The sequence below is a fragment of the Chelatococcus sambhunathii genome, assembly GCF_001418005.1.
In the GTDB taxonomy this organism is placed as follows: domain Bacteria; phylum Pseudomonadota; class Alphaproteobacteria; order Rhizobiales; family Beijerinckiaceae; genus Chelatococcus_A; species Chelatococcus_A sambhunathii.
This window is the reverse complement of the sequence record NZ_LIOL01000001.1, coordinates 295,536-318,950: the sequence shown is the minus strand read 5'-3', so window position 1 is coordinate 318,950 and position 23,415 is coordinate 295,536. Positions and strand designations below refer to the sequence as shown.

Sequence of the window (23,415 nt, the reverse complement as noted above, 5' to 3'; positions counted from 1 at the left end):
CGGCGCGCGCTCCCGAAGGCGTGAATTGTCGCCGGCCGCGCACGGCTCTACCCCTTTTCACGACGGGCGGATCCGCCTCGGGAGCGCATCCATGCTGATCAGGACACAACCCGGCTGGCGCCTGCCGGAATCGGTGGCCACATCGGAAGCCATCTTCTTCGACCGCCGATCCTTCCTGGCCGGCGCTGCGGGCCTTGTCATGCTGGGCGCCGGTCGCACGGCTCGGGCCCAAGAGGCGGCCGCCGGGCTCTATCCCGCGCCGCGCAACGAGCGTTTCGTGCTCGACCGAAGCGTGACTCCGGAGGAGATCAACACCGCTTACAACAATTTCTACGAGTTCGGCTCCCACAAGCGCGTCGCCGCCGGGGCCGAGGCGCTCGTGAGCGATCCATGGACCATCAAGGTCGACGGGCTCGTCGAGCGGCCTTTCGAGATCGGCCTGGACGAACTTCTCAAGACCATGCCGCTGGAGGAGCGGCTCTATCGGCACCGCTGCGTGGAGGCCTGGGCCATGGCTGTGCCGTGGACGGGTTTTGCCTTCAGCGCCTTCGTGAAGCGCGCGCGCCCGCTCGGTTCGGCGAAATACGTCGTCATGCAGACCTTCCACGACCCGAAGATCGCCCCCGGGCAGCGCCAAACGTGGTATCCGTGGCCCTATACCGAGGGCCTGACCATCGCCGAGGCGACGAACGAACTCGCCTTCCTCGTCACTGGCGCCTACGGCAAGCCACTGCCGAAAGTGATGGGCGCGCCGCTGCGCCTCGCCGTGCCGTGGAAATACGGCTTCAAGTCCATCAAATCGATCAACCGCATTTCCTTCTCCGAGACGCGGCCGACGAGCTTCTGGGAGGCGCTGCAGCCCTCCGAATACGGCTTCTGGGCGAATGTGAATCCCGCGGTGCCGCATCCGCGCTGGAGCCAGGCCGCAGAGGAGATGATCGGTACGGGCGAGATGTTCCCCACGCAGATCTACAACGGCTATGGCGCGTTCGTGGCCGGGCTCTATAGCGGCCTCGTGGGCGAAAAACTCTTCCTCTAGGTGGACCGGGATCCGCTCCTGCAGCATTGCGAGCGTCCCCGCGCAGGAGATGCAATGCGCTTGCGCCCTTTGCCGTCAAAGATTGTGCAAGATTTGAGGTGCACAAGAAAAAGGCCGGGTTCCTGAGGGAACCCGGCCTGAAGTCATGTCCGACCGAAGCCGGAACACTTCCAGAGGGGAACGGCCGAAATGGGCTCTACGCCGGGAGGAGGTGCGGAGCCCATCGCCTTCAGCCATGAGTGATATGGTCCTTCGGCAGCGCTTCCGCAACGCAGGCAGGGACATGTCAGCCATGCATCCAGCGTCGGCATCGTCCAGGGGCACGGCGCACGAGTCGCTTGCGGCAAATGCCAAGAAAAAAGGCCGGGTTCCTGAGGGAACCCGGCCTAAGTCATGTCCGACCAAGGTCGGAACACTTCCAGAGGGGAACGGCCGAAATGGGCTCTACGCCGGGAGGAGGTGCGGAGCCCATCGCCTTCAGCCACGATTGATATCGGCCTTTTCCTGCCTTTTTGCAATGCAACATGGGGCATGTCAGCTATGCAGATGCCGCATGTTTATGCAGGTCATATGTCATAATTCCGCTTCAAAAGCCTGAATATATCCCGCACCGATTCAGCGGTTCAGTAGGTCCAGCGCTGCGCCTTGCCGATCAGGAAATCGCGGAAGACCTGCACCCGCGCAACGTTCTTCATCTCTTCCGGATAGACGAGATAGCTCTCCAGCGAAGGCATTTCGACATCGGTCAGAATCTGCACGAGCCCGAGGCCAGGTTCGACGATGTAATCGGGTAGTACTGCGATGCCGGCGCCCCGCTCGACAGCCTTCTTCAGCGCCGTGATATTGTTGACAACGAGATGGTAGGGGCGCGGATCCTTCGGATCACGGCCCGCTGTCGCCAGCCAGTGCACGGCCAGAAGGTAATGCGGCATCGAGCCGCCGAAGGATAGGATGCGGTGGTTGTCGAGGTCCACCAGCTTCTCAGGCTGGCCGAAGCGCTTGAGATATTCGGTGGATGCATAGACGTGGAAGTGCACCGTGAACAGGCGGCGCTGGATGAGGTCGCCTTGCACGGGCTGGCGCAGGCGGATGGCGACGTCGGCCTGGCGCATCGAAAGATCGAGTTCCTCGTCCGACAGGATGAGCTCCACCCGCACGTCCGGGTAGTGATCCAAGAACTCGCCGATGCGAGGCGTCAGCCAGTTGGTGCCGAGGCCGAGCGTCGTCGTCACGCGCAGGGTGCCCGACGGGCGCTCGCGCGACTCGGCAAGGCGAGCCCGTGTCGCATCGAGCCGCATGGTCATGTCGCGCGCGGCGCGGAAGAGCAGTTCTCCCTGCTCGGTCAGGATGAGGCCTCTGGCATGGCGGTGGAAGAGCGGGGCCTTCAACTCGCGCTCGAGCGCGCTCACCTGCCGGCTGACGGCCGACTGGCTGAGCCCGAGATCATCGCCGGCACGCGTGAAGCTGCCTGCCTCCGCGACAGTGTAGAAAATCCTGATCTTGTCCCAATCCACGGCCGCCCCCGCTGGCCTTCCGCCTGTTGTGCCGGCAGCACCCGGGGGGCCGCCGTCGCGTTTCCTCGTTGGTTATTCGGCCGCCTCGAGGGTGGCCTCGCGGGCAGCGAGCCAGCGCTCGGCATCGAGTGCGGCCATGCAGCCAAGGCCGGCGGCCGTGACCGCCTGCCGATAGACATCGTCGGTGACATCGCCAGCGGCGAAGACACCCTCGACGTTCGTACGCGTCGTGCCCGGCTCGGTCCGGATGTAGCCGCTCGGGCTCATGTCGAGTTGCCCGATGAAGAGCTCGCTCGCCGGCTTGTGGCCGATGGCGATGAAGACGCCGTCCGTGCGGCGCTGGCTGACAGCGCCGGTCTTGAGATTCCTGAGGCGCACGTGCGTTACCGAGGGAGGCGTACCCTCGCCGCAGATCTCCTCGAGCGCTGTGTCCCAAACCACTTCGATCTTCGGATGCTGGAACAGGCGATCCTGCAGGATGCGCTCGGCGCGCAACTCGTCGCGGCGGTGTACCAGCGTGACCTTGGCGGCGATGTTGGCAAGGTAAAGCGCCTCCTCCACGGCCGTGTTGCCGCCGCCGACGACGACGACCTCCTTGCCACGGAAGAAGAAGCCGTCGCAGGTGGCACAGGCCGACACGCCGAAACCCTGGAAGGCCTCCTCCGACGGCAGGCCGAGCCACTTGGCCTGCGCACCGGTGGCGATGATCAGCGCATCGCAGCTGTAGGTGTCCCCGCCGTCGCCGGTGAGACGGAAAGGCCGCTGCGACAGGTCTACGGCGCAAATATAGTCGCTCACGATGCGCGTGCCGACATGTTCGGCCTGCAGGCGCATCTGCTCCATCAGCCAGGGCCCCTGAATGACATCGGCAAAGCCGGGATAGTTCTCGACGTCGGTCGTGATGGTGAGCTGGCCGCCCTGCTGCAGCCCGGTGACGAGCACCGGCTCCAGCATGGCGCGGGCGGCATAGATGGCAGCGGTATAGCCGGCCGGGCCGGAGCCCAGGATGAGGACCTTAGCATGCGTGTGCGTCATGGCGGACCGATCGACTGTTCGCCCTTTCAGGCGTCTGCGACAGGAGCGTCGCGGGGTGAAGAGAGGAAGCGCCTACGATGGGCCTCGTAGGCCCGGGCGACAGCCTCTGCAATGCTCGGCGTTGAATCTAAGGGCTGGTATGCGCTTCCTTCAAGTCTCCCCCGAAAGGCGTGCACAATTCCTGCGCCCCTGAGACCTTCCAGCAACGCTTTGAGGCGCGGATGGCCGCCGCTCGGCTCGAAGACGAGCACCGGCCGGCCCGTGACCGCCGCTTCGCCGGCCATGTTGGTCGAATCGGCCGTGACGACCACGGCGTCCGCGAGGGCGAGCATGGCGACATAGGGATTGTCGCCACGGCCGTCCCACAGATAGACATTCTCCTCCTCGGCGAGATCAGCGAGCGCGGTGCGCAGCGCCGGCGGCGTGCGCCGCGAGGCCGTGATCATCAGCGAGACGCCACTCGCCCGCAGTGACTTGAGATTTGTGACGAAGCCGGCGATGTCGGCAGGCGTGAAGGTGTGGTGCCGGCTGTCGCCCCCAACGAGGACGGCTGCGCGGGGCAGGGGAAGGGCAGCGAGGATGGCCGGCGGCGCAGCCCTGGCGGCGGCGATCCGCGTAGCCGAGATGCGATGCGGCGGCGTCAGCGTTGCCATGACGTTCTCGCCGCGCAGGCGGTCGTGCTCGCCGACCCAGATGAAATCGGCGGCGGAGGTTCCGGTGCGGGGATCCTTCAGGAAGACGGTGAAGGTGCGTCCGCCGGAAGCGTGCTTGACGTGGCGCAGATAAGGCACGGCGCGGCGGCCGGAGGCGATGACAAGGTCGGGAAAGGGCGGTGCGATGGGGCTCGCGGGCTGCCCGGACGCCTCGCGCGGATCGATGGGCCCCCAAGGCATCAGCCACGACCAGGGCGGCCGGGGGGCGATGCGACGCAACTGCGGCTCGATGCCGAGCGCGGCCGCGAGGCCGAGGCACTGGGTTTCGTCGCCCGCCTTGCCGTCGGTGAGAATCCAGGCGCTATCGGCGTGCAACATCGTGAGACTCTCTTGCGAATTTGGCGCCCGAATCATACTAAATCAGGCGATCACCGTGCCCGTGCCACGTCGCATGACGCAATCGTCCGGCACCTGCGAGAAGGATAATCGCGCTTGCGCGTGGAACTCGACGCGACGGACTGGAAGATCCTGAAGGAGCTCCAGGCAGACGGCCGTATCACCAATGTGGAACTGGCGCGCCGCGCCGGACTTTCCGCGCCTCCCTGCCTGCGCCGCGTGCGGGCGCTCGAGGAAGCAGGCATCATCCGGGGCTACCGGGCGATCCTTGACCAGCGGCGCCTGGGCTATGATGTCACCTGCTTCGCCATGGTCAATCTCGCGAGCCAGGCCGAGGCGGACCTCGAGGCCTTCGCCGCGCGCATCCGCCAGATGCCGCTGGTGCGCGAATGCTGGACCCTGTCGGGCGAGACGGACTTCCTCCTCAAATGCGTGGCGCCAGACCTGCGCTCCTTCCAGTCCTTCGTGCTGGAACTGACAGCAATGCCGAACGTGCGCAACGTGCGCACGGCGCTGACGCTCGACCTCGTCAAGGACGAGCCGATCGTGCCCATGGCGGACGGATCGAGGGTGGGGTAGGGGCGGATCGGCGGGCTGGAGGGTCGGGTTATCGACCGGTCGGCGTCGGGATCGCTGGCCCGGCATCCCCCGCCGTCTTGGCCGGGCTTGTCCCGGCCATCCACGCCTTCTGACTTTGCAGGAATTTTCTAAGGCGTGGATGCCCGCGACAAGCGCGGGCATGACGACGGTGAGGATCGAACGAGCGCTGCGGGCGCTATTTGGATCGGCTCGACCGGCGCGATGTCGCGGTGTGCCAGAGAGGCGCCCGGGCCTACCGTCCGACGATCTTGCGCTTGACCCAGTCGGCGTAGAGCTGGGCTATGGTGGCGGCGCGGCGCTGTTCGTTGTCGGCGAGATACCACGGGCCGGAATAGCTCGACGGCAGGGCGAAGAGGATCGGGTAGCGCGCCTCGATCTCGCCGCGGCGGCCGACGATGAGCGCCTCGCCGTCGAGATAGTCGCTGTCGGAGCCGCCCTCGGCGAAATCCCTGCCGTCGATGCGGATCGAGGAGCCTCCTGACCAGGCCGACAAGGTGAGGCTCTTCAGGCGCACGACGAGGCGCGGTGCCGTGCGGTCGCGCGGCGCGAGCCGGTCGGCGAAGGCGTTCGTGAGCGCATCCGACAGGCTGTCGCCGACGAGCGTCGCGAAGGGGCCCTGGCCCTGGGCGACCAGCGCCGAGATGTCGACCGAGATGGCCGAGAGGCGCAGCGCTCCGGCCTCGCCCGCCGGCAGCGGCGTCGTTGCCGGCGCAACGCAGGCGCCGAGCGCCAGCGTTCCGGCGAGCGCGGCCATGCCGAGCAGGTGACGACGCGACACCGTTGCCATGGAAGGCCTCCGAATGCGGATCAGCCGAAGCGGACGTTGATGATCTCGTACGACTTGCCGCCGCCTGGGGTCACCACCTCGACGCTGTCGCCGATGGATTTGCCGATGAGGGCGCGGGCCACGGGGGAGGTGATCGAGACGCGGCCGGAATGGACGTCTGCCTCGGGCTCGCCGACGATCTGGTAGACCTTCTCCTCCTCCGTGTCCTCGTCGACGAGGGTCACGGTGGCGCCGAACTTCACTGTCTTGCCGTTGAGCTTGCTGAGGTCGATGACGTCGGCGCGCGACAGGAGGCTCTCGAGCTCCTGGATGCGGCCCTCGTTGAGGCTCTGCGCTTCCTTGGCGGCGTGATATTCCGCGTTCTCCGAGAGGTCGCCGAGCGCACGCGCCTCGGCGATCGCCTGGATGATGCGCGGACGCTCCTCCTGCTGGCGGCGCTTGAGCTCCGCTTCGAGGGCCGCATAGCCTGAGGCGGTCATCGGGATCTTTTCCATCGCGTACGTTCTCTCACAACAAAGACGCCGTCCGGGGCCGCAATCGTACCCCGTGACGCGTGATGAAACTCGACGTGTTGCGGCCTGCGTCTCGCCTAGGCGCTCTTCGAGCCGGCCGGCCAGTACTCCTGCAACGCTCGCACCTCGAGGTCGCCGGCGAGATAGGCCCTGATACCTTCGGCGGCGGCGGCCGCACCGGCAAGAGTGGTGTAATAGGGCACCTTATGCAAGAGGGCCGCGCGGCGCAGCTCGCGCGAGTCGTGCAGGGCCTGAGCGCCTTCCGTCGTGTTGAAGACGAGGTGGATCGAGCCGTTCTTGATGGCATCGACGACATTCGGCCGGCCTTCCAGGACCTTGTTGATCCGCTCGGCTGCAACGCCCTTCTCGGCGAGGAAGCGCTGGGTGCCGCTCGTCGCCACCACGGCAAAGCCGAGCTCGGCGAGCGTCTTGACCACCGGCAGGATCCGGTCCTTGTCGGCGTCGCGGACGGAGACGAAGACTGTGCCGTCCTTCGGCACCTTGGTGCCGCCGCCGAGCTGGCTCTTGGCGAAGGCAACCCCGAAGGAGGTGTCGAGGCCCATGACCTCGCCGGTCGAGCGCATCTCCGGGCCGAGCAGCACATCGACGCCGGGGAAGCGGGCGAATGGGAATACGGCCTCCTTCACGCCGATATGTGCCAGCTCCTTGGGTTTCAGGCCGAAAGCGGCCAGCTTCTCGCCGGCCATGATGCGGGCAGCGATCTTGGCGATGGGCTCGCCGATGACCTTGGCGACGAAGGGCACCGTGCGCGAGGCGCGCGGATTGACTTCGAGCACGTAGATGTCGCCGTTCTTGATGGCGTACTGCACGTTCATGAGGCCGCCGACGTCCAAGGCGAGGGCGAGGGCCTTCGTCTGGCGCTCCAGTTCCTCCAGCGTCTCGGGCGAGAGCGAGCGGGGGGGCAGCGAGCAGGCCGAGTCGCCGGAGTGGATGCCGGCTTCCTCGATGTGCTCCATGATGCCGGCGATGAAGACGTCCTTGCCGTCGGCGAGGCAGTCGACGTCCACCTCGATGGCGTCCGACAGGTAGCGGTCGAAGAGCAGAGGGTTCTTGCCCAGCAGGGTGTTGATCTGGCCGGTCTTGTCGTTGGGATAGCGCGCCTTGATGTCGTGCGGCACCAAGGCCGGCAGCGTGCCGAGCAGGTAGTCGCCGAAGGTGTCCTCGTCGCGGATGATGGCCATCGCACGGCCGCCGAGGACGTAGGACGGGCGCACGACGAGCGGCAGGCCGACCTCGGCGGCGACGAGCCGGGCCTGCTCGACGGAATAGGCGATGCCATTCTTCGGCTGCTTGAGGCCGAGCCGGTCGAGCAGGCGCTTGAAGCGGTCACGGTCCTCGGCAAGGTCGATGGCATCGGGCGAGGTGCCGAGGATCGGCACCTTGTGCTCCTCCAGCGCGCGGGCCAGCTTCAGGGGCGTCTGCCCGCCGAACTGCACGATGACGCCGTGCAGTGTGCCATTCTGCCGCTCGGTGTCGATGATCTCGATGACGTCCTCCGCCGTCAGCGGCTCGAAATAGAGCCGGTCTGAGGTGTCGTAGTCGGTCGAGACCGTCTCCGGGTTGCAGTTGACCATGATGGTCTCGTAGCCCGCCTCGTCGAGAGCGAAGCAGGCATGGCAGCAGCAGTAGTCGAACTCGATGCCCTGGCCGATGCGGTTTGGCCCGCCGCCGAGGATGACGACCTTCTTCGCGTCCGAAGGCCGCGCCTCGTCTGCAAGGGTGCCGGCGAAGGGGGCCGCATAGGTCGAGTACATGTAGGCGGTTGGGGATGCGAATTCGGCTGCGCAGGTGTCGATGCGCTTGAAGACCGGGCGCACGCCGAGCGAGCGGCGCAGGGCCTTGACTTCCTCCTCGCTCTTGCCGGCGAGGACGGCGAGGCGCGCATCCGAGAAGCCCATGGCCTTCAGCTGCCTGAAGGCGCCGGGCGTCGCCGGCAGGCCGTATTTGCGGACCTTGGCCTCCGTCTCGACGATGCCTTGCATCTGCGCGATGAACCAGGGGTCGATCTTGCAGGTCTCGTGGATCTGGTCGGCATCGACGCCGAGCCGCAAGGCCTGGGCGACGTTGAGGAGGCGCTCCGGCGTCGGCGTGCCGAGGGCGGCCTTGATGGCATTCTTGTCGTCGCCCTGGCCGAGGCCGGGGATCTCGATCTCGTCGAGGCCGGTGAGGCCCGTCTCCAGCGAGCGCAGGGCCTTCTGCAGGCTTTCCTGGAAGGTGCGGCCGATGGCCATCGCCTCGCCGACCGACTTCATGGCCGTCGTCAGCACCGGCGCGGCGCCGGGAAACTTCTCGAAGGCGAAGCGCGGGATCTTGGTGACGACGTAGTCGATCGTCGGCTCGAAGGAGGCGGGCGTCGCCCCGCCGGTGATGTCGTTGGCGATCTCGTCGAGCGTGTAGCCGACCGCGAGCTTGGCCGCGACCTTGGCGATGGGGAAGCCGGTCGCCTTTGACGCCAGGGCCGACGAGCGCGAGACGCGCGGGTTCATCTCGATCACGATCATGCGCCCGTTCGCCGGATTGACGGCGAACTGGACGTTGGAGCCGCCGGTCTCGACGCCGATCTCGCGCAGCACGGCGAGCGAGGCGTCGCGCATGATCTGGTATTCCTTGTCTGTCAGCGTCAGCGCCGGTGCCACGGTGATGGAATCGCCCGTATGCACGCCCATCGGGTCGATGTTCTCGATGGAGCAGACGATGATGCAGTTGTCCGCCTTGTCGCGGACGACCTCCATCTCGTACTCCTTCCAGCCGAGCACGCTCTCCTCGATCAGCACCTCGTTGGTCGGGGAGGCGTCGATGCCGCGCTCGACGATGTCGATGAACTCTTCCTTGTTGTAGGCGATGCCGCCGCCAGTGCCGCCGAGCGTGAAGGAGGGGCGGATGATGGCCGGCAGGCCGATGTCGTCGAGGGCCTTCAAGGCGTCGGCGAGATTGTCGATGTGGTGCGACTTCGGCGTGTCGAGGCCGATCTTGGTCATCGCCTCGCGGAAGAGCTCGCGGTCCTCAGCCTTGTCGATCGCCTCGGCCGTGGCGCCGATCATCTCGACGCCGAACTTCTCGAGCACGCCCATCTTCTTGAGCGACAGGGCGCAGTTGAGCGCCGTCTGGCCGCCCATGGTCGGCAGCAGGGCGTCGGGGCGCTCCTTCTCGATGATCTTCGCCACGATTTCGGGCGTGATCGGCTCGACATAGGTCGCGTCGGCGAGATCGGGATCGGTCATGATCGTCGCCGGATTCGAATTGACGAGGATGATACGGTAGCCTTCCGCCTTCAGCGCCTTGCAGGCCTGGGTGCCCGAATAGTCGAACTCGCACGCCTGTCCGATGACGATCGGCCCGGCGCCGATGATGAGGATCGAGGCGATGTCGGTGCGTTTGGGCATGCGTGTCGCTCGCGTCTTCGTCGTGACCTGGGGCGCCCGGCACGGGATCGGCCGGGCACATAAAAAAAGGCCGCGCCATCGGCCTTCTGAGAGCCGGAGCGCGTCCCCGTGAGTGCGTGGCGGGGAGCTTGCTCCGTCCACGTTCCGGCCCTCTTAGACGAGAATCGTCGACGTGGAAAGGGTTGTGCGCCCTGCGCGCGAACGCGTCCGAGCCGCGTGCTCATATGGCCGGCGCAGCGGTGGCGCCGACAAGGCTCGCGGATCGCAGCCGGTCCGGCAAGAGCCCGTTCGGCACCGCCGGCGCCGGTTCCCTCAGGCCCGCTCGGTGGCGGGCTTGTGCCTGTCCATCATCTCCACGAAGCGGTCGAAGAGATAATGGCTGTCCTGCGGGCCGGGCGAGGCTTCCGGGTGGTGCTGGACGGAGAAGGCGGGGCGGTCCTTCAGCGCGATGCCGCAATTGGAGCCGTCGAAGAGCGAGACATGCGTCTCCTCGGCGTTCTCCGGCAGGCTGTCGCGGTCGATGGCGAAGCCGTGGTTCATGGACACGATCTCGACCTTGCCGGTCGTGTGGTCCTTGACCGGATGGTTTGCGCCGTGGTGGCCCTGGTGCATCTTGGCCGTCTTCGCCCCCACGGCGAGGCCGAGCATCTGGTGGCCGAGGCAGATGCCGAAGGTCGGCACCTTCCTGTCAAGCAGCGTGCGGATTAGCGGCACGGCGTACTCGCCGGTCGCGGCGGGGTCGCCCGGGCCGTTGGAGAGGAAGACGCCATCAGGTGAGAGGGCGAGAACGTCCTCGGCGGTCGCAGTCGCCGGCACGACGGTGACCTTGCAGCCGCGGGCCGCGAGCAGGCGCAGGATGTTGCGCTTGACACCGTAATCCACCGCGACGACATGGTGCCTGGCCTCGCCTTCGCGTCGGCCATAGCCTTGGCCGAGCACCCACGTCGTTTCGTCCCATTCGTAGCGCTGCGTGGTGCCGACGAGGGGCACGAGGTCAAGCCCGTCCATCGATGGTACCTCGGCTGCACGCTTCTTCAGGCGCTCGATGTCGAAATCTCCGGCAGGATCATGCGCGATGACGGCATTGGGCATGCCCTTCTCGCGGATGAGAGCGGTGAGCGCGCGGGTGTCGATGCCGGACAGGCCGACGATGCCGCGGGCCTTGAGCCAGGCGTCGAGGTGGCGCGTTGCGCGCCAGTTCGAGGGCTCCGTCACGTTGGCGTGGACGATGATGCCGCGCACCTCGGCCGAGGCGGCCATGTTGACCGTCTCGATGTCCTCGTCGTTGACGCCGACATTGCCGATGTGGGGAAAGGTGAAGGTGATGATCTGCCCGGCGTAGGAGGGGTCCGTGAGGATTTCCTCGTAGCCCGTCATCGCCGTGTTGAAGCAGACCTCGCCGGTCGATTCGCCTGTTGCGCCGAGGCCGAAGCCCTCGAGCACGGTGCCGTCCGCCAGGACGAGGACAGCGGTTGCGCGCGGCTCTTGCCAACCGCCCGCCATTGCGTCGTCTTGCAGCATCGCCATGATCAGTTTAAGCCCTCGGCCGACGCCATCACGTCCGGCCATGAAAACCGGGCCGGCCGCTTGCGGCCGTCCGCGCCACTGGCGGCGGAACCTAAGAAGCGCGGGCGCCGGCGTCAATGTACTTGTCGTGATGGAAGCCATAACAACGAGAGGATCGTCATGCGCGCACGCTTCACCGAAGCCATGAAGGAAGCCATGCGGGCGGGCGACAAGCCGCGGCTCGCGACCGTGCGGCTCATCCAGGCCGCCCTCAAGGACAAGGACATCGAGGCCCGCGGCGCCGGCCGCGGCGAGGCGAGCGAGGAGGAGATCCTCGCCATGCTGCAGAAGATGATCAAGCAGCGCCAGGAATCGGCCGAGATCTACGAGAAGGGCGGCCGGCCGGAACTCGCCGAGCAGGAGCGGGGCGAGATCGCCGTCATCACCTCCTTCCTGCCCCAGCAGATGGACGAGGCCGAGGTCGGCGCGGCGATCGACGCCGCCATCGCCGAGACCGGGGCCGCCGGCATCAAGGACATGGGCAAGGTCATCGGCGCCCTGAAGGCGAAATATGCCGGGCGCATGGATTTCGCCAAGGCGAGCGCGATGGTGAAGGCCAAGCTCGCGGGGTGAGCCGTCAGACCTCGACGAGATCGAGCCTCTTCTCGATACGGTCGAGGCGGGCCTCGATACGGTCGATGCGGGATGACAACGAGGCGTATTGCTGCTCGAGCAGCCCGTATCGTTGCTCGAGAAGGCCGAGGCGCTGCTTGATCTCGCGATTGTCCTCGCGTAGCGCATCGACCTTCTCGTCGATGCGCTTCAGGTAGCGCAGGATGATGTTGTCCGATCCCTCGGCCATGACCAATTGTCGAGTGGTTGACGGGGCATGTCAAACGATCCCCGCCCGGGCGGGCGCCGCTGCGTGATACTCTGGCGAGCCGGTTGAACCCGGGCCCGGATTCGGAGAAGCCTGTGGATTGCGTTGATAAGCTCGTCCGCCAACTGCTTTGCGCCGGGGCGACACGCACGCGGTGCGCTTTCGGCTAGGATGCGTTAGAGCAAAGGCAGGACGATGCGTTTTCCGCCTTCCATCCTCGAGGAGATCAGGGCGCGGCTGCCGGTGACGGCGGTGGTGGGCAAGCGCGTGCGCCTGATCAAGGCGGGGCGCGAGTGGAAGGGCCTGTCGCCCTTCAACGCCGAGAAGACGCCTTCCTTCTACGTCAACGACCAGAAGGGCTTCTATCACTGCTTCTCCTCCGGCAAGCACGGCGACATCTTCACCTTTCTCATGGAGGTCGACGGGCTCTCCTTCCCCGAGGCGGTGGAGCGGCTCGCGGCCGAGGCGGGCGTGACGCTGCCGAAGGTCTCGCGCGAGGCGGCCGCCGAGGAGGAGAAGCGCAAGAGCCTGCACGACGTGCTCGAGCTCGCCGCGTCTTTCTTCGAGGCGACGCTCGCCGCGCGCGAGGGGGCGAAGGCGCGGGACTATCTCGCCGGCCGCGGCCTCGGGCCCGACATCCAGCGGCGCTTCCGCATCGGCTATGCGCCGGCCGACCGCTTCGCGCTGCGCGACCACCTCGCGGCCAAGGGCGTGCCGTCGGAGATGATGGTCGAGGCTGGGCTGCTCGTGACGGGCGAGGACGTCGCCGTCCCCTACGACCGCTTCCGCGACCGGGTGATGTTTCCCATCGCGGACGTGCGCGGGCGGGTGATCGCCTTCGGCGGGCGGGCGATGAGCGCCGACGTGCCGGCGAAATACCTCAATTCGCCCGAAACCCCGCTCTTCCACAAGGGGCGGCTCCTCTACAACCACCATCAGGCCCGCAAGGCGGCGCACGACAGGGGCGTGGTCATCGCCGTCGAGGGCTATGTCGACGTCATCGCGTTGAGCGCCGCAGGCATTCACCACGCCGTCGCACCGCTCGGCACGGCGCTGACGGAGGAGCAGCTCGCCCTCCTGTGGCGCATGGCCGATGAGCCGATCCTGTGCTTCGACGGCGACAAGGCCGGCCAGCGCGCCGCCTTCCGCGCCATCGACGTGGCGCTGCCGGCCCTGCAACCGGGCAAGTCGCTGCGCTTCGCCCTCTTGCCGGAGGGACAGGATCCGGACGACCTCGTGCGCAGCCGCGGGCCGGCGGCGATGGAGGCGGTGCTGGCGCAGGCGCGGCCCTTGTCCGACATGCTGTGGGCGCGCGAACTGGAGGCCGGGCCGCTCGATACGCCCGAGCGGCGGGCGGCGCTGGAGCGGCGCATCGGCGAGGTGCTTGGCCAGGTTCGGGACGAAGTGTTGCGCCGGCATTATCGCGCAGATTTGATGGCGCGGCTCGGCGAGATGGCGCCCGCCGGCGCGATGCCGGCAGCAGCAGGCGGTCGCGGCGGTTCCTGGCGCGGCCGTGACGGCGGGGGGCAGCGCGGCTACGGCCGCGCGCCCGGCCACTGGCGCGGCGGTGCGGGCCAGCGCGGCGCCGTCGCGTCCGTGCCGAAGGCGAGCCCATTGCTCGCCCGGCATCCGCTGTTCGCCGCCAGCGCACCCGCGGTTTCGCCGCGTGAGGCCTTGATCCTCATGACGCTCCTCGTGCATCCGCGCCTGCTCGAGGAGCACTGCGAGGCCATTGCGACGCTCGACTTTTCGGATGCCCAGGCGGCGCGCTTCAGGGCGGCGCTCGTCGATGCGGCGGCCGAGGGAACGAGCGACGGCGCGGCCATCGTCGGACGGTTGGAGCGGGCAGGGCTCGGTCCCGTTGTCGAGCAGTTCCGCCGTGCGGTGCGGCCCGGTGACGCGTGGGTACTTGAATCTGGCGCCGATTTGTCGGATGTGGAGAATGCCCTGCGTCAGGCCATCATCTTGCAAAGGCGCCGCCGCTCGCTACATAGCGAGTTGAAGGCGGCCGAGCGCGCATTGGCGCAGGACGACAGCGAGGCCAACCTCGTGCTGTTGTGCGACCTGCAGGCGCAGATAACATCGCTCGACGGTGCCGAGGCGGAGGTGGAGGCGGTCCGGACGCAGGCGGGAAACCTCGTACCGGGACGTACCTCATGATGCGGGCCGCAGGCAAGATGCACCGGCCACGAAAGTTGTGGTCGACAGGTGAAGCCGGGAGATGGTTAACGGTTAGGCAAACGATCTTTGGCTTGATCGGCAGATGAGTGATCGGGTGGCCCGGCCCGTGCCGGCGCTGCCTTTTCGTCTGTTGCAGCTGGAGAGCCTGCCGGGCGCGATGGACCGGGGCGAGTGGAGCAGTCAGATATGGCGACGAAAACGACGGAACGGGACGAGACGCAGGAAACGGCGGAAACGCAAACCGACAGCCCGCTGCTCGACCTGACCGACGCCGCTGTCAAGCGGATGATCAAGCTCGCCAAGAAGCGCGGCTACGTCACCTATGACGAGTTGAACGAGGTCCTGCCCTCGGAGGAGTTCTCCTCCGAGCAGATCGAGGACGTGCTCGCCCAGCTCAACGAGATGGGTATCAACGTCATCGAGTCGGAAGAGGCGGACGACGCCAACGCCGAGGGCGGCGAGAACGAGGAAGAGGAGGTCGACGGTGGCGACCTCGTCGACGCGACGCGCTCGGCCCTGCCGGCCAAGGTCGAGACGAAGAGCGAGCCCGCCGAGCGAACCGACGATCCCGTGCGCATGTATCTGCGCGAGATGGGCTCCGTCGAGCTTCTCTCGCGCGAAGGCGAGATCGCCATCGCCAAGCGCATCGAGGCCGGCCGCGAGGCCATGATCGCCGGCCTGTGCGAGAGCCCGCTCACCTTCCAGGCCATCATCATCTGGCGCGACGAACTCGTCGAAGGCCGCGTCCTCCTGCGCGACATCATCGACCTCGAGGCGACCTATGCCGATCCCGAAGGCAAGGGCGCCCCGCGCGTCGCCGAGGACGGCGAGGACAGCGACGAAGCGGCCGGCGAGGACGAGAGCGCCATCGCCGAAGCGGAAGGCGAGATGGACGAGGACGACATGGAGAACAACGTCTCCCTGTCGGCCATGGAGGCGGAACTGAAGCCCCGCGTCCTCGAGATCTTCGACAACATCGCCGAGAACTACAAGAAGCTGCGCCGCCTGCAGGACCAGGACATCGAGAATCGTCTGCAGAACCTGAAGCTGTCGCCTTCCCAGGAGCGCAAGTACAAGAAGCTCAAGGACGACATCATCGTCGACGTGAAGTCGCTGTCGCTCAACCAGAACCGCATCGATGCGCTGGTCGAGCAGCTCTACGACATCAACAAGCGGCTGATCGGCCTCGAGGGCCGGCTGATGCGCCTTGCCGAAAGCTATGGCGTGGCGCGCGAGGACTTCCTGCGCCAGCACCAGGGCGCCGAGCTCGACCCCAAGTGGGTGCTGCGCGTCTCCAAGCTCGGCACGCGCGGCTGGCGCGACTTCGTCGCCAACGAGAAGGACCGTATCAAGGACCTGCGCCAGGAGATCCAGACGCTCGCCTCCGAGACGGGGCTCGAGATCCTCGAGTTCCGCAAGATTGTCGCCATGGTGCAGAAGGGCGAGCGCGAGGCGCGCCAGGCGAAGAAGGAGATGATCGAGGCGAACCTCAGGCTCGTCATCTCCATCGCCAAGAAGTACACGAACCGCGGCCTGCAGTTCCTGGACCTCATCCAGGAGGGCAACATCGGCCTCATGAAGGCGGTCGACAAGTTCGAGTACCGGCGCGGCTACAAGTTCTCGACCTACGCCACCTGGTGGATCCGCCAGGCCATCACGCGCTCCATCGCGGACCAGGCGCGCACCATCCGGATCCCGGTGCACATGATCGAGACCATCAACAAGATCGTCCGCACCAGCCGGCAGATGCTGCACGAGATCGGCCGCGAGCCGACGCCGGAGGAACTGGCCGAGAAGCTCGCCATGCCGCTCGAGAAGGTGCGCAAGGTGCTGAAGATCGCCAAGGAACCGGTGTCGCTCGAGACGCCCATCGGCGACGAGGAGGACAGCCACCTCGGCGACTTCATCGAGGACAAGAACGCCGTCCTGCCCATCGATGCGGCGATCCAGTCCAACCTGCGCGAGACCACGACGCGCGTGCTCGCTTCGCTCACGCCGCGCGAGGAGCGCGTGCTCCGGATGCGCTTCGGCATCGGCATGAACACCGATCACACCCTCGAGGAGGTCGGCCAGCAGTTCTCGGTGACGCGCGAGCGTATCCGCCAGATCGAGGCCAAGGCGCTGCGCAAGCTCAAGCACCCGAGCCGCTCGCGCAAGCTGCGCAGCTTCCTCGACAACTGATCGTCCCGGACGGGGAAGAAGGGCGGCCGAAAGGCCGCCCTTTTCTTTTGACCTGCGATGGCGGAATGTCCGGCGCTTCTTCCGCGGAGGAGGCGGGCCGGGCATTTCCGCGTCAGGGGGCTGACGGCGGATGGACGAGAAGCCCCACGATGCGGCGTGCGACCGGCGTCACGAGGAGCAGCGTCGGGAACGCGACGAGCCAGGACAGGCCCCAGGCGGCGGGCCAGAGTGAAAGGAATTCCGGTCGCAGCCCGACGTTCATCAGGGTCGAGATGCCCGAGACGATAAAGGTCATGATGATCGAGAGCACGAAAGGCATCACGATTCCGGCGTAACGGGCGGGCAGCCTGACGCGCCGCGGTTGCGTGGTTTCGGTCATGGTCTGAATCCGGTTGCCACCGGAGGCGATCAGGGGTCTGCGAACGCATCACCCCGCCTGCGGCGGCTCATGTGATGCGTTGCCTGACGTCGGACGCTTACGGCGCCGCGTTATTGTGCGGTGCGGCGTGTTGCTAGCCGCAGAGCCGTCGCTTGCCAAGCACAAACTGCGGCAAGGGAGGAATTCGATGCCGTGCCCCTTGGCGCGAGCGCCCGCCGATCCCAATATACGAAGCCATGACCACGGAAGAGATCACCTCCCGCCCACCTCTCGCGGCGTCCCATGTCGATGCGCCCGATTCCCCCATGGTCGATGCCGTGCCGGGAAAGGTGGCGGCACCGGTCGGCGCGGGCGTGCCGATCGCCATGGAGAAGGCGGAGATCGCCGTCGGACCGAAGGGGCAATCTCTCTTCGACTGCCCGCAGTGCGACAGTACCTACATGCTCGCCGGCCAATTGTCGCCCGACGGTCTGAGGGCGAGCATCGCGCTGCGTGACTGGCTCTTGAGCGAGGCACGGCAGATGCGCGATTCCGTCGCCATCGTCGCCGGCATGTGCGAGCGCATGCTGGCCGCGGGTCTGCCCATCGACCGCGTGTCGCTCACCATCAAGACCCTGCACTCGCTGCACGCCGCCATTTCGCGCACCTGGATCAAGGGGGCGGGCGTCACCCTTCAGGCGTTCCCATACCGGGTTGAATCGCACGACGGCTATCGGCGCAGCCCCTTCTATGCCGTGCACCAGACTCGCCGGCCGTTGCAGTTGTGGCTGCCGAAGACCGCGGACGACTGTTACGGCATCGTGCCGGAGCTGAAGGAGGCCGGCTACACGCACTATCTGTGCTTCCCGGTGTTCTTCGCCAACGGCGATGCGAACGGCATCGCCTTCGCCACCAAGTCCCCCGAAGGCTTCTCGCCTGAGCACCGGGCGCTGATCGAGGCCGTTATGCCGGCCATCGGCGCGGTGATGGAGATCACCGCCGGCTACATCACACTTGGCCACGTGCTGCGCACCTATATCGGCGATGAGCCGCATAAGCGTGTGCTGTCCGGCGATGTGCGGCGTGGCGAGGTGACGCGCATCCGCTCGGCGATCCTGTTCGCCGACATGCGCGGTTATACGCGCCTGACCTCGAACCTGGCGCCGGAGGAGACGGTCGACCTGCTCAACGGCTACTTCGACTGCCTCGTGCCGCCCATCGAGAGCGAGGGTGGGGAGGTGTTGAAATACATGGGCGACGGGCTTCTCGCCATCTTCCGCGACCGGGGGGACGATACGGGCGCGGCTGCCCAGTCGGCGCTCGATGCCGCCCAGTCGGGGCTCGCCCGTCTTGCCGCGGCCAATGAGGCGGGCGAACTGCGCATCCAGCTCGCCGCCGGCATCGCCCTTCACCATGGCGAGGCAGCCTATGGCAATGTCGGCTCAGGCGACCGGCTCGATTTCACGGTTGTGGGGCGGGACGTCAACGTGACGAGCCGGGTCGCCAAGCTCAACCGCCAGCTCGGCGAGGCCCTGCTGATGACACGCGCCTTCGTCGAACGCCTTTGGGCCGATCCACGCCGGCTTGGCCAATATGAACTCGACGGCCTGAGTGACGCGGTCGAGGTCTACCGGCCCTGAGAGGTCAGATCGGCAGCGCCCTCAGCAGGGCGGCGCAGGCGACCCCTGCCAGCATGGCGCCGACGGCGCTGCGCGTCAGCACCATCACGAGCCCCGCCGTCGCCACCGCCAGCATTGCCGTCGGTCCGCCCTTGACGGCGGCAGGCACCACCAGCGCCACGATGACCGACACGGCCAGATGCCGTAGGAAGGCCTCGATGCGCGGCGTGATCGGCACGAAGCTCATGATGACGACGCCGCCGATCCGGGTCAGGAACGTGACCGTGGCCATGAGCGCGATGGCGAGAAGGGCGGTCGTCTCGTCAACCATGCCTGAGCGCTCCCGTGATGCCACCGGCGAGCGCCCCTGCGACGACGTGCCAGCCGAAGGGAAGTATCCAAGCGCCGGCGAGGGCAACGGTTGCCGCAACCAGCCACGGCACCAGGTCCGGCAGGCCGCGCCACTGGCCGACGACGGCCGCGGCGAAGAACGCGATCATCAGGACATCGAAGCCGAAACGGGTGAGATCGCCTAGATTCGAGCCGAGCACGGCGCCGATCGCGGTGGCGATGATCCAGGCGATCCACATGAGCAGCCCGCTGCCGAGAACGAGCCCCGCGTCGGTTTCGCCCCGCTGCAGGGCACGGGTGGCCTGCGCCCAGTTGGGATCGCTCAGCACGCTGAGGACCGCATAGCGCTTGGCCATCGGCAGGTGCAGCAGCCAGGGGGCGAGTGCCGCGCCGAGCAGGATGTGGCGGGCATTCACCGCGAAGACCGTCAGCGCCAGCATCAGATAGGGCATCGGCGAGGCCCACAGGTCGAGCGCTGCGAACTGTGAGGCGCCGGCGAAGACGAAAGTGCTCATGAGGACGGACAGGGGCGCTGATAGCCCCTTCTCGATGGCTGCGGCGCCGAAGGCGATGCCGAAGGGAATGACGAAGATGGCGACTGGCGCGATCTCGCGCGCGCCATCGACGACCCCGCGCAGGGTCAGTGTCGCCGTTCGGGTTGTCCGTGCGGGCGCGCCGTGCGCGTTCATGGTGGGTCCTTCCTCATGCAGATCGCGAGAAGCCGGCATGGCTCGCGCCCTGTCAACCGGCCTGGACGCTCGGCTGCCGCGCATCCCCTGCAGAGCCGAAAGGCGCCAATATCGCTACCGTCCGGTTAAGCCGCTCGGTGAAACGCGCGGATCGGGCGAAACCAGCACTTTACGGCTCTGTGGCATTGTCATCCTGTTGCCATCGAGGTTCGCGGATGACGTCCAAGTCCAACCTGCTGTTCCGGTTCTCGGCCGATCAGGGCGGCAACATCGCCATCTGGTTCGCGCTCGCCCTGTTGCCGCTTGTCTTTTCCATAGGCGTCGCGGTCGACTACTCGCGCGCCGCCACCTTGCGCACCAAGCTGCAGCGCGCCACTGACGCGACGATCGTGGCCATTGCCCCGCTCGCCTCACAGAAATCGAAGGCGGAACTGCTCGCGATTGCGCAAACCTATTTCGCCGCGATGATGGGACCGGATCTCGCCAAGATGGGCGGCTCGGCCGCGCGTATCGACGACATATGGATCAGCAACGCCCAGACGGAGATGAAGCTCTACACCTCGGCAGCCTACCCGCCGATCATCATGAACATCGGGCGGCTCAGCAAGGACCCCATCCCGATCAGCGCCTATACCCGTACCGTCATTTCCAACGATACCTTCGAGATCGCTCTCGTCATGGACAACTCGGGCTCCATGGGGGCCTATGTCGGAGGGCGCACCAAGATGGCGGCGACGAAGGACGCGGCGAAGAAGCTGGTCGATACGATGTACGCCAGCCCGGCCATTGCCGAACGCACGAAGATGTCGGTGGTGCCCTTCACGCTATCGGTCAAGGTTGGGGCACAGTATTACAACAAGACCAATCCGTCGGCCTCGGCCTCCTGGCTGGATCTGGGGGCGAAGTCGTCGATCCATTGGGAGAACATCAAGCTCGACACGAGGTCGGGCGCCTGGAACCCCGCGACACGCTTTGCGCTCTTCAAGGAACTCGGCGTCGATTGGGCTGGATGTGTCGAAACACGACCCGGTGAACATGGGGTCAAGGACACGCCGGTCAGCCAGAGCGACGGCAACAGCTATTTCGTGCCGCAGTTCGCACCGGACGAACCTGGGACCAAGGACCAAACCAGCACCATCTACAGCGGGCGCTTTACCAACAGCTACATCGATGACAGCAACAGTGCCTGTCAGCCGTCGTCGCCCAGCTCCGAGGTCGATGCACAGCAGCGCGTGTGCAAATACAGGATCGGTGGAAATTCGTCGAAGCGCAGCAACTCGCGCGGCCCCAACGCGAGCTGTGACGCGCGCGAGCTGACGCGCCTCACCGGCACCGCGCAGACGATCCGCAGCGCCATCGATGGCATGAATGCCTCGGGCAATACCAATCTGTTCGAGGGCTTCATGTGGGGCTGGCGCACCATCTCGCCGAACACGCCCTTCGCCGACGGCCGCGCCTATGGCACGGAGAACAACCGCAAGATCATCATCCTGATGACGGACGGCGACAATGTTTGGAACTCGGCGAGCAATACGCTGAACAGGTCGATCTACTCGCCCTTCGGCTATTACACGAACAACCGGTTGGCGAGCGGGGTGACCACTGCTGCCAAGGCCACCACGGTGATGGACGGCAAGACGCTGGAGGCCTGCTCCAATGCCAAGGAGAAGGGCATCATCGTCTATACGGTGGCCTTCTCCACGCCCGATGCGCCCATCAGCAAGGCGGGCCTTTCGCTCTTGACCAGTTGCGCATCCGTCGACCCGACGGATTCGAGCCACCGGCTCGCCTATATCGCGGCCACGCCCGACGAGATCATCGCCGTCTTCGAAGAGATCGCACGCAACATCGGTGCGTTGCGCATCGCCGAATGAAGCTGGCGGGCCATGGCATGCATGCAGCGGCGGACGGTATTGTCAGCGTCCGCCGCCTGTGCCATGGAAGCTCGGCGCTGCGGAATGTCTTTGTGCCGCACACCGTGCCGGCGGCGCCACGTCCTTGACGGGCCAGTAGCTCAATGGTTAGAGCCGGCCGCTCATAACGGTCTGGTTGCAGGTTCGAGTCCTGCCTGGCCCACCAATTAACGTCTTGGAATAACGGAATTTTCTTTCCCAAAAACGGATTGCTCTAAGGTTCATCGAACCTATCGGCCTGCGCTGCGGACGCGCGTGAAGTCGAGGATGCCGGCTTCCTCGCGCAAGTGATCCGGGGCAAACCTCGTGTAGACGCGCTCAGTGACGGTTGTGTTCGAGTGCCCAAGATACTGGCTGATCCTGCTCATTGAGACGCCAGCGGCGGCAAGGTGGCCGGCTAGATGTGCAACGCATGGCCGAGCGCCTTGAGGGCCGCTTCCTGGAAGGCCTCGCCCTGCGTCGGGTGGGCGTGGATCGTGGCGGCCACGTCCTCGAGCCGCGCGCCCATCTCGATGGCGAGGCCGAAGGCCGTCGAGAGTTCGGATACCCCTTGGCCGACCGCCTGGATGCCGAGCACCAGGTGGTTGTCGGCGCGCGCGACGATGCGCACGAAGCCGTCCTCGCCGAGGCGCGTCATGGCGCGCCCGTTGGCGCTGAAGGGAAACTGGCCGATCTTGATCTCGCGGCCTCCGGCGCGCGCCTCTTCCGGTGACAGCCCGACCGCGACGATCTCGGGATCGGTGAAGCAGATGGCGGGGATGGCGCGGACATCCCAGCTGCGGCGCCTGCCGGCGACGATCTCGGCGACCATCTCGCCCTGCGCCATGGCGCGATGCGCGAGCATGGGCTCGCCGGTCACGTCGCCGATCGCATAGATGCCGCGCATCGAGGTGCGGCATTGATCGTCGATGCGCAGGAAGCGGCCGGCCATGTCGAGATCGATCTCCTCGAGGCCCCAGCCGTCGGTGACCGGGCGGCGGCCGACCGCTACCAGCACCTTTTCGGCCGGGACGCGCTTCTCGCCGCTTGCGGTCTCGACGATGAGCGCATCGCCCTTGCCCGACAGGCCGCGCGCTTTGGTGCCGGTCAGCACCGAGACGCCGATCTCCTTCAGCCGCTTGACGACCGGCCGCGTCAGCTCCGCGTCATAAAGCGGCAGGATCCGGGATTCGGCTTCCACCACGGTGACGGCGGTGCCGAGCTTGGCGAAGGCCATGCCCAGTTCGAGGCCGATATAGCCGCCGCCGACAACGACGAGTGTCTCTGGCAGCTTCGTCAGGGCCAGCGCTTCGCTGGACGAGACCACCGTTCCGCCGAAGGGCAGGTTCGGCAGCGCAACCGGTTCGGAGCCCGTGGCGATGACGATCGCCTGCGCGCGGATGACCTGCACCCCCGTCTCGGTCTCAACGGCGACCGTCTTGCCGTCGCGGAAGCGGGCCCGGCCGTGGACGGACTTTACGCCAGCCTTCTTGAGGAGATTCGCGACACCGTTGTTGAGGCGGCCGACGACGTGGTCCTTCCAGGCGATCGTCTTCTTCAGGTCGAGGGTTGGCGCAGAGACGGATATGCCGAGCGGGGCCGAGGCGCCCGACCAATGGACGGCCTTCTCGAATTCTTCCGCCGCGTGGATCAGCGCCTTGGAGGGAATGCAGCCGACATTGAGGCAGGTGCCGCCGAGCTTGCCGCTCTCGACGATCACCGTATCGATGCCGAGCTGGCCGGCGCGGATCGCACAGACATAGCCGCCGGGGCCGGCGCCGATCACGAGCAGCGAGCAAACGATCTCGTTCATCGTCT

The 23,415-nt window shown here is 66.5% G+C and carries 19 protein-coding genes and 1 tRNA gene; 8 read left to right on the top strand and 12 right to left on the bottom strand.

Going from position 1 to position 23,415, the window contains the following annotated elements; genetic code table 11:
• The first annotated feature begins 91 nt into the window (after positions 1–91).
• On the top strand, positions 92–1,039 hold the full coding sequence (gene msrP, locus ASC46_RS01495) for a protein-methionine-sulfoxide reductase catalytic subunit MsrP (RefSeq protein WP_055457524.1): 948 nt from the start codon (positions 92–94) through the stop codon (positions 1,037–1,039).
• A gap of 623 nt (positions 1,040–1,662) precedes the next feature.
• Here the strand turns inward: msrP and ASC46_RS01490 are convergent.
• From ASC46_RS01490 to ASC46_RS01480, 3 genes are all read right to left on the bottom strand, one after another.
• Complete coding sequence (locus ASC46_RS01490) at positions 1,663–2,553, bottom strand: LysR family transcriptional regulator (protein ID WP_055457523.1); 891 nt, start codon at positions 2,551–2,553, stop codon at positions 1,663–1,665.
• 72 nt (positions 2,554–2,625) lie between these two features.
• The gene (gene trxB / locus ASC46_RS01485) at positions 2,626–3,588 is read right to left on the bottom strand and encodes a thioredoxin-disulfide reductase (RefSeq protein ID WP_055457522.1); all 963 of its coding nucleotides are present in this window, start codon (positions 3,586–3,588) and stop codon (positions 2,626–2,628) included.
• A gap of 26 nt (positions 3,589–3,614) precedes the next feature.
• Complete coding sequence (locus tag ASC46_RS01480; RefSeq protein ID WP_055457521.1) at positions 3,615–4,619, bottom strand: mitochondrial fission ELM1 family protein; 1,005 nt, start codon at positions 4,617–4,619, stop codon at positions 3,615–3,617.
• A 114-nt stretch (positions 4,620–4,733) separates the two neighbouring features.
• Here ASC46_RS01480 and ASC46_RS01475 point away from each other — a divergent pair, with 114 nt between their 5' ends.
• Complete coding sequence (locus ASC46_RS01475) at positions 4,734–5,216, top strand: Lrp/AsnC family transcriptional regulator (protein ID WP_055457520.1); 483 nt, start codon at positions 4,734–4,736, stop codon at positions 5,214–5,216.
• A gap of 253 nt (positions 5,217–5,469) precedes the next feature.
• Here ASC46_RS01475 and ASC46_RS01470 read toward each other — a convergent pair whose 3' ends face one another.
• The 4 genes from ASC46_RS01470 to carA form a co-directional block, all read right to left on the bottom strand.
• Positions 5,470–6,024 (bottom strand): hypothetical protein, encoded by a 555-nt coding sequence (locus ASC46_RS01470; protein ID WP_055457519.1) that lies wholly within the window; start codon positions 6,022–6,024, stop codon positions 5,470–5,472.
• A gap of 20 nt (positions 6,025–6,044) precedes the next feature.
• Entirely contained in the window at positions 6,045–6,518 is a 474-nt protein-coding gene (greA, locus tag ASC46_RS01465) for a transcription elongation factor GreA (RefSeq protein ID WP_055457518.1), read from the bottom strand.
• Between the two features lie 95 nt (positions 6,519–6,613).
• Positions 6,614–9,940 carry a carbamoyl-phosphate synthase large subunit gene (gene carB / locus ASC46_RS01460; protein WP_055457517.1) on the bottom strand — a complete coding sequence of 1,109 codons (3,327 nt, stop codon included), beginning with the start codon at positions 9,938–9,940 and terminating at the stop codon, positions 6,614–6,616.
• 312 nt (positions 9,941–10,252) lie between these two features.
• On the bottom strand, positions 10,253–11,461 hold the full coding sequence (gene carA, locus ASC46_RS01455; RefSeq protein ID WP_055457894.1) for a glutamine-hydrolyzing carbamoyl-phosphate synthase small subunit: 1,209 nt from the start codon (positions 11,459–11,461) through the stop codon (positions 10,253–10,255).
• A 165-nt stretch (positions 11,462–11,626) separates the two neighbouring features.
• On the opposite strand from carA, the gene ASC46_RS01450 reads away from it, so the two are divergent.
• Positions 11,627–12,079 (top strand): GatB/YqeY domain-containing protein, encoded by a 453-nt coding sequence (locus ASC46_RS01450; RefSeq protein ID WP_055457516.1) that lies wholly within the window; start codon positions 11,627–11,629, stop codon positions 12,077–12,079.
• A 4-nt stretch (positions 12,080–12,083) separates the two neighbouring features.
• Here ASC46_RS01450 and ASC46_RS01445 read toward each other — a convergent pair whose 3' ends face one another.
• On the bottom strand, positions 12,084–12,308 hold the full coding sequence (locus ASC46_RS01445; protein ID WP_055457515.1) for a hypothetical protein: 225 nt from the start codon (positions 12,306–12,308) through the stop codon (positions 12,084–12,086).
• 213 nt (positions 12,309–12,521) lie between these two features.
• Here ASC46_RS01445 and dnaG point away from each other — a divergent pair, with 213 nt between their 5' ends.
• Positions 12,522–14,486, top strand: a complete 1,965-nt coding sequence (gene dnaG, locus ASC46_RS01440) for a DNA primase (protein ID WP_055457514.1) — start codon at positions 12,522–12,524, stop codon at positions 14,484–14,486.
• 207 nt (positions 14,487–14,693) lie between these two features.
• A complete protein-coding gene (gene rpoD / locus ASC46_RS01435) occupies positions 14,694–16,688 on the top strand; it encodes an RNA polymerase sigma factor RpoD (RefSeq protein WP_055457513.1) in 1,995 nt (664 codons plus the stop codon).
• A 112-nt stretch (positions 16,689–16,800) separates the two neighbouring features.
• Here the strand turns inward: rpoD and ASC46_RS01430 are convergent, their stop codons facing one another.
• Complete coding sequence (locus ASC46_RS01430) at positions 16,801–17,067, bottom strand: DUF2798 domain-containing protein (RefSeq protein ID WP_055457512.1); 267 nt, start codon at positions 17,065–17,067, stop codon at positions 16,801–16,803.
• 236 nt (positions 17,068–17,303) lie between these two features.
• Between ASC46_RS01430 and ASC46_RS01425 the strand changes: the two genes are divergently transcribed.
• Positions 17,304–18,686, top strand: coding sequence for an adenylate/guanylate cyclase domain-containing protein (locus ASC46_RS01425; protein ID WP_055457511.1), 1,383 nt, complete (start codon positions 17,304–17,306; stop codon positions 18,684–18,686).
• A 4-nt stretch (positions 18,687–18,690) separates the two neighbouring features.
• Here ASC46_RS01425 and ASC46_RS01420 read toward each other — a convergent pair whose 3' ends face one another.
• Positions 18,691–18,996, bottom strand: coding sequence for an AzlD family protein (locus tag ASC46_RS01420; protein ID WP_055457510.1), 306 nt, complete (start codon positions 18,994–18,996; stop codon positions 18,691–18,693).
• Positions 18,989–19,705 (bottom strand): AzlC family ABC transporter permease, encoded by a 717-nt coding sequence (locus ASC46_RS01415; protein ID WP_055457509.1) that lies wholly within the window; start codon positions 19,703–19,705, stop codon positions 18,989–18,991. Before ASC46_RS01415 ends, ASC46_RS01420 begins: the two co-directional genes overlap by 8 nt.
• On the opposite strand from ASC46_RS01415, the gene ASC46_RS01410 reads away from it, so the two are divergent.
• Entirely contained in the window at positions 19,660–21,579 is a 1,920-nt protein-coding gene (locus ASC46_RS01410) for a TadE/TadG family type IV pilus assembly protein (protein WP_210165958.1), read from the top strand. The genes ASC46_RS01415 and ASC46_RS01410 overlap by 46 nt on opposite strands.
• Before the next feature lie 129 nt (positions 21,580–21,708).
• A tRNA-Ile gene (locus ASC46_RS01405) sits at positions 21,709–21,784 on the top strand.
• A 231-nt stretch (positions 21,785–22,015) separates the two neighbouring features.
• Here the strand turns inward: ASC46_RS01405 and lpdA are convergent.
• Entirely contained in the window at positions 22,016–23,410 is a 1,395-nt protein-coding gene (gene lpdA, locus ASC46_RS01400) for a dihydrolipoyl dehydrogenase (protein ID WP_055457507.1), read from the bottom strand.
• Between the last annotated feature and the right edge of the window lie 5 nt (positions 23,411–23,415).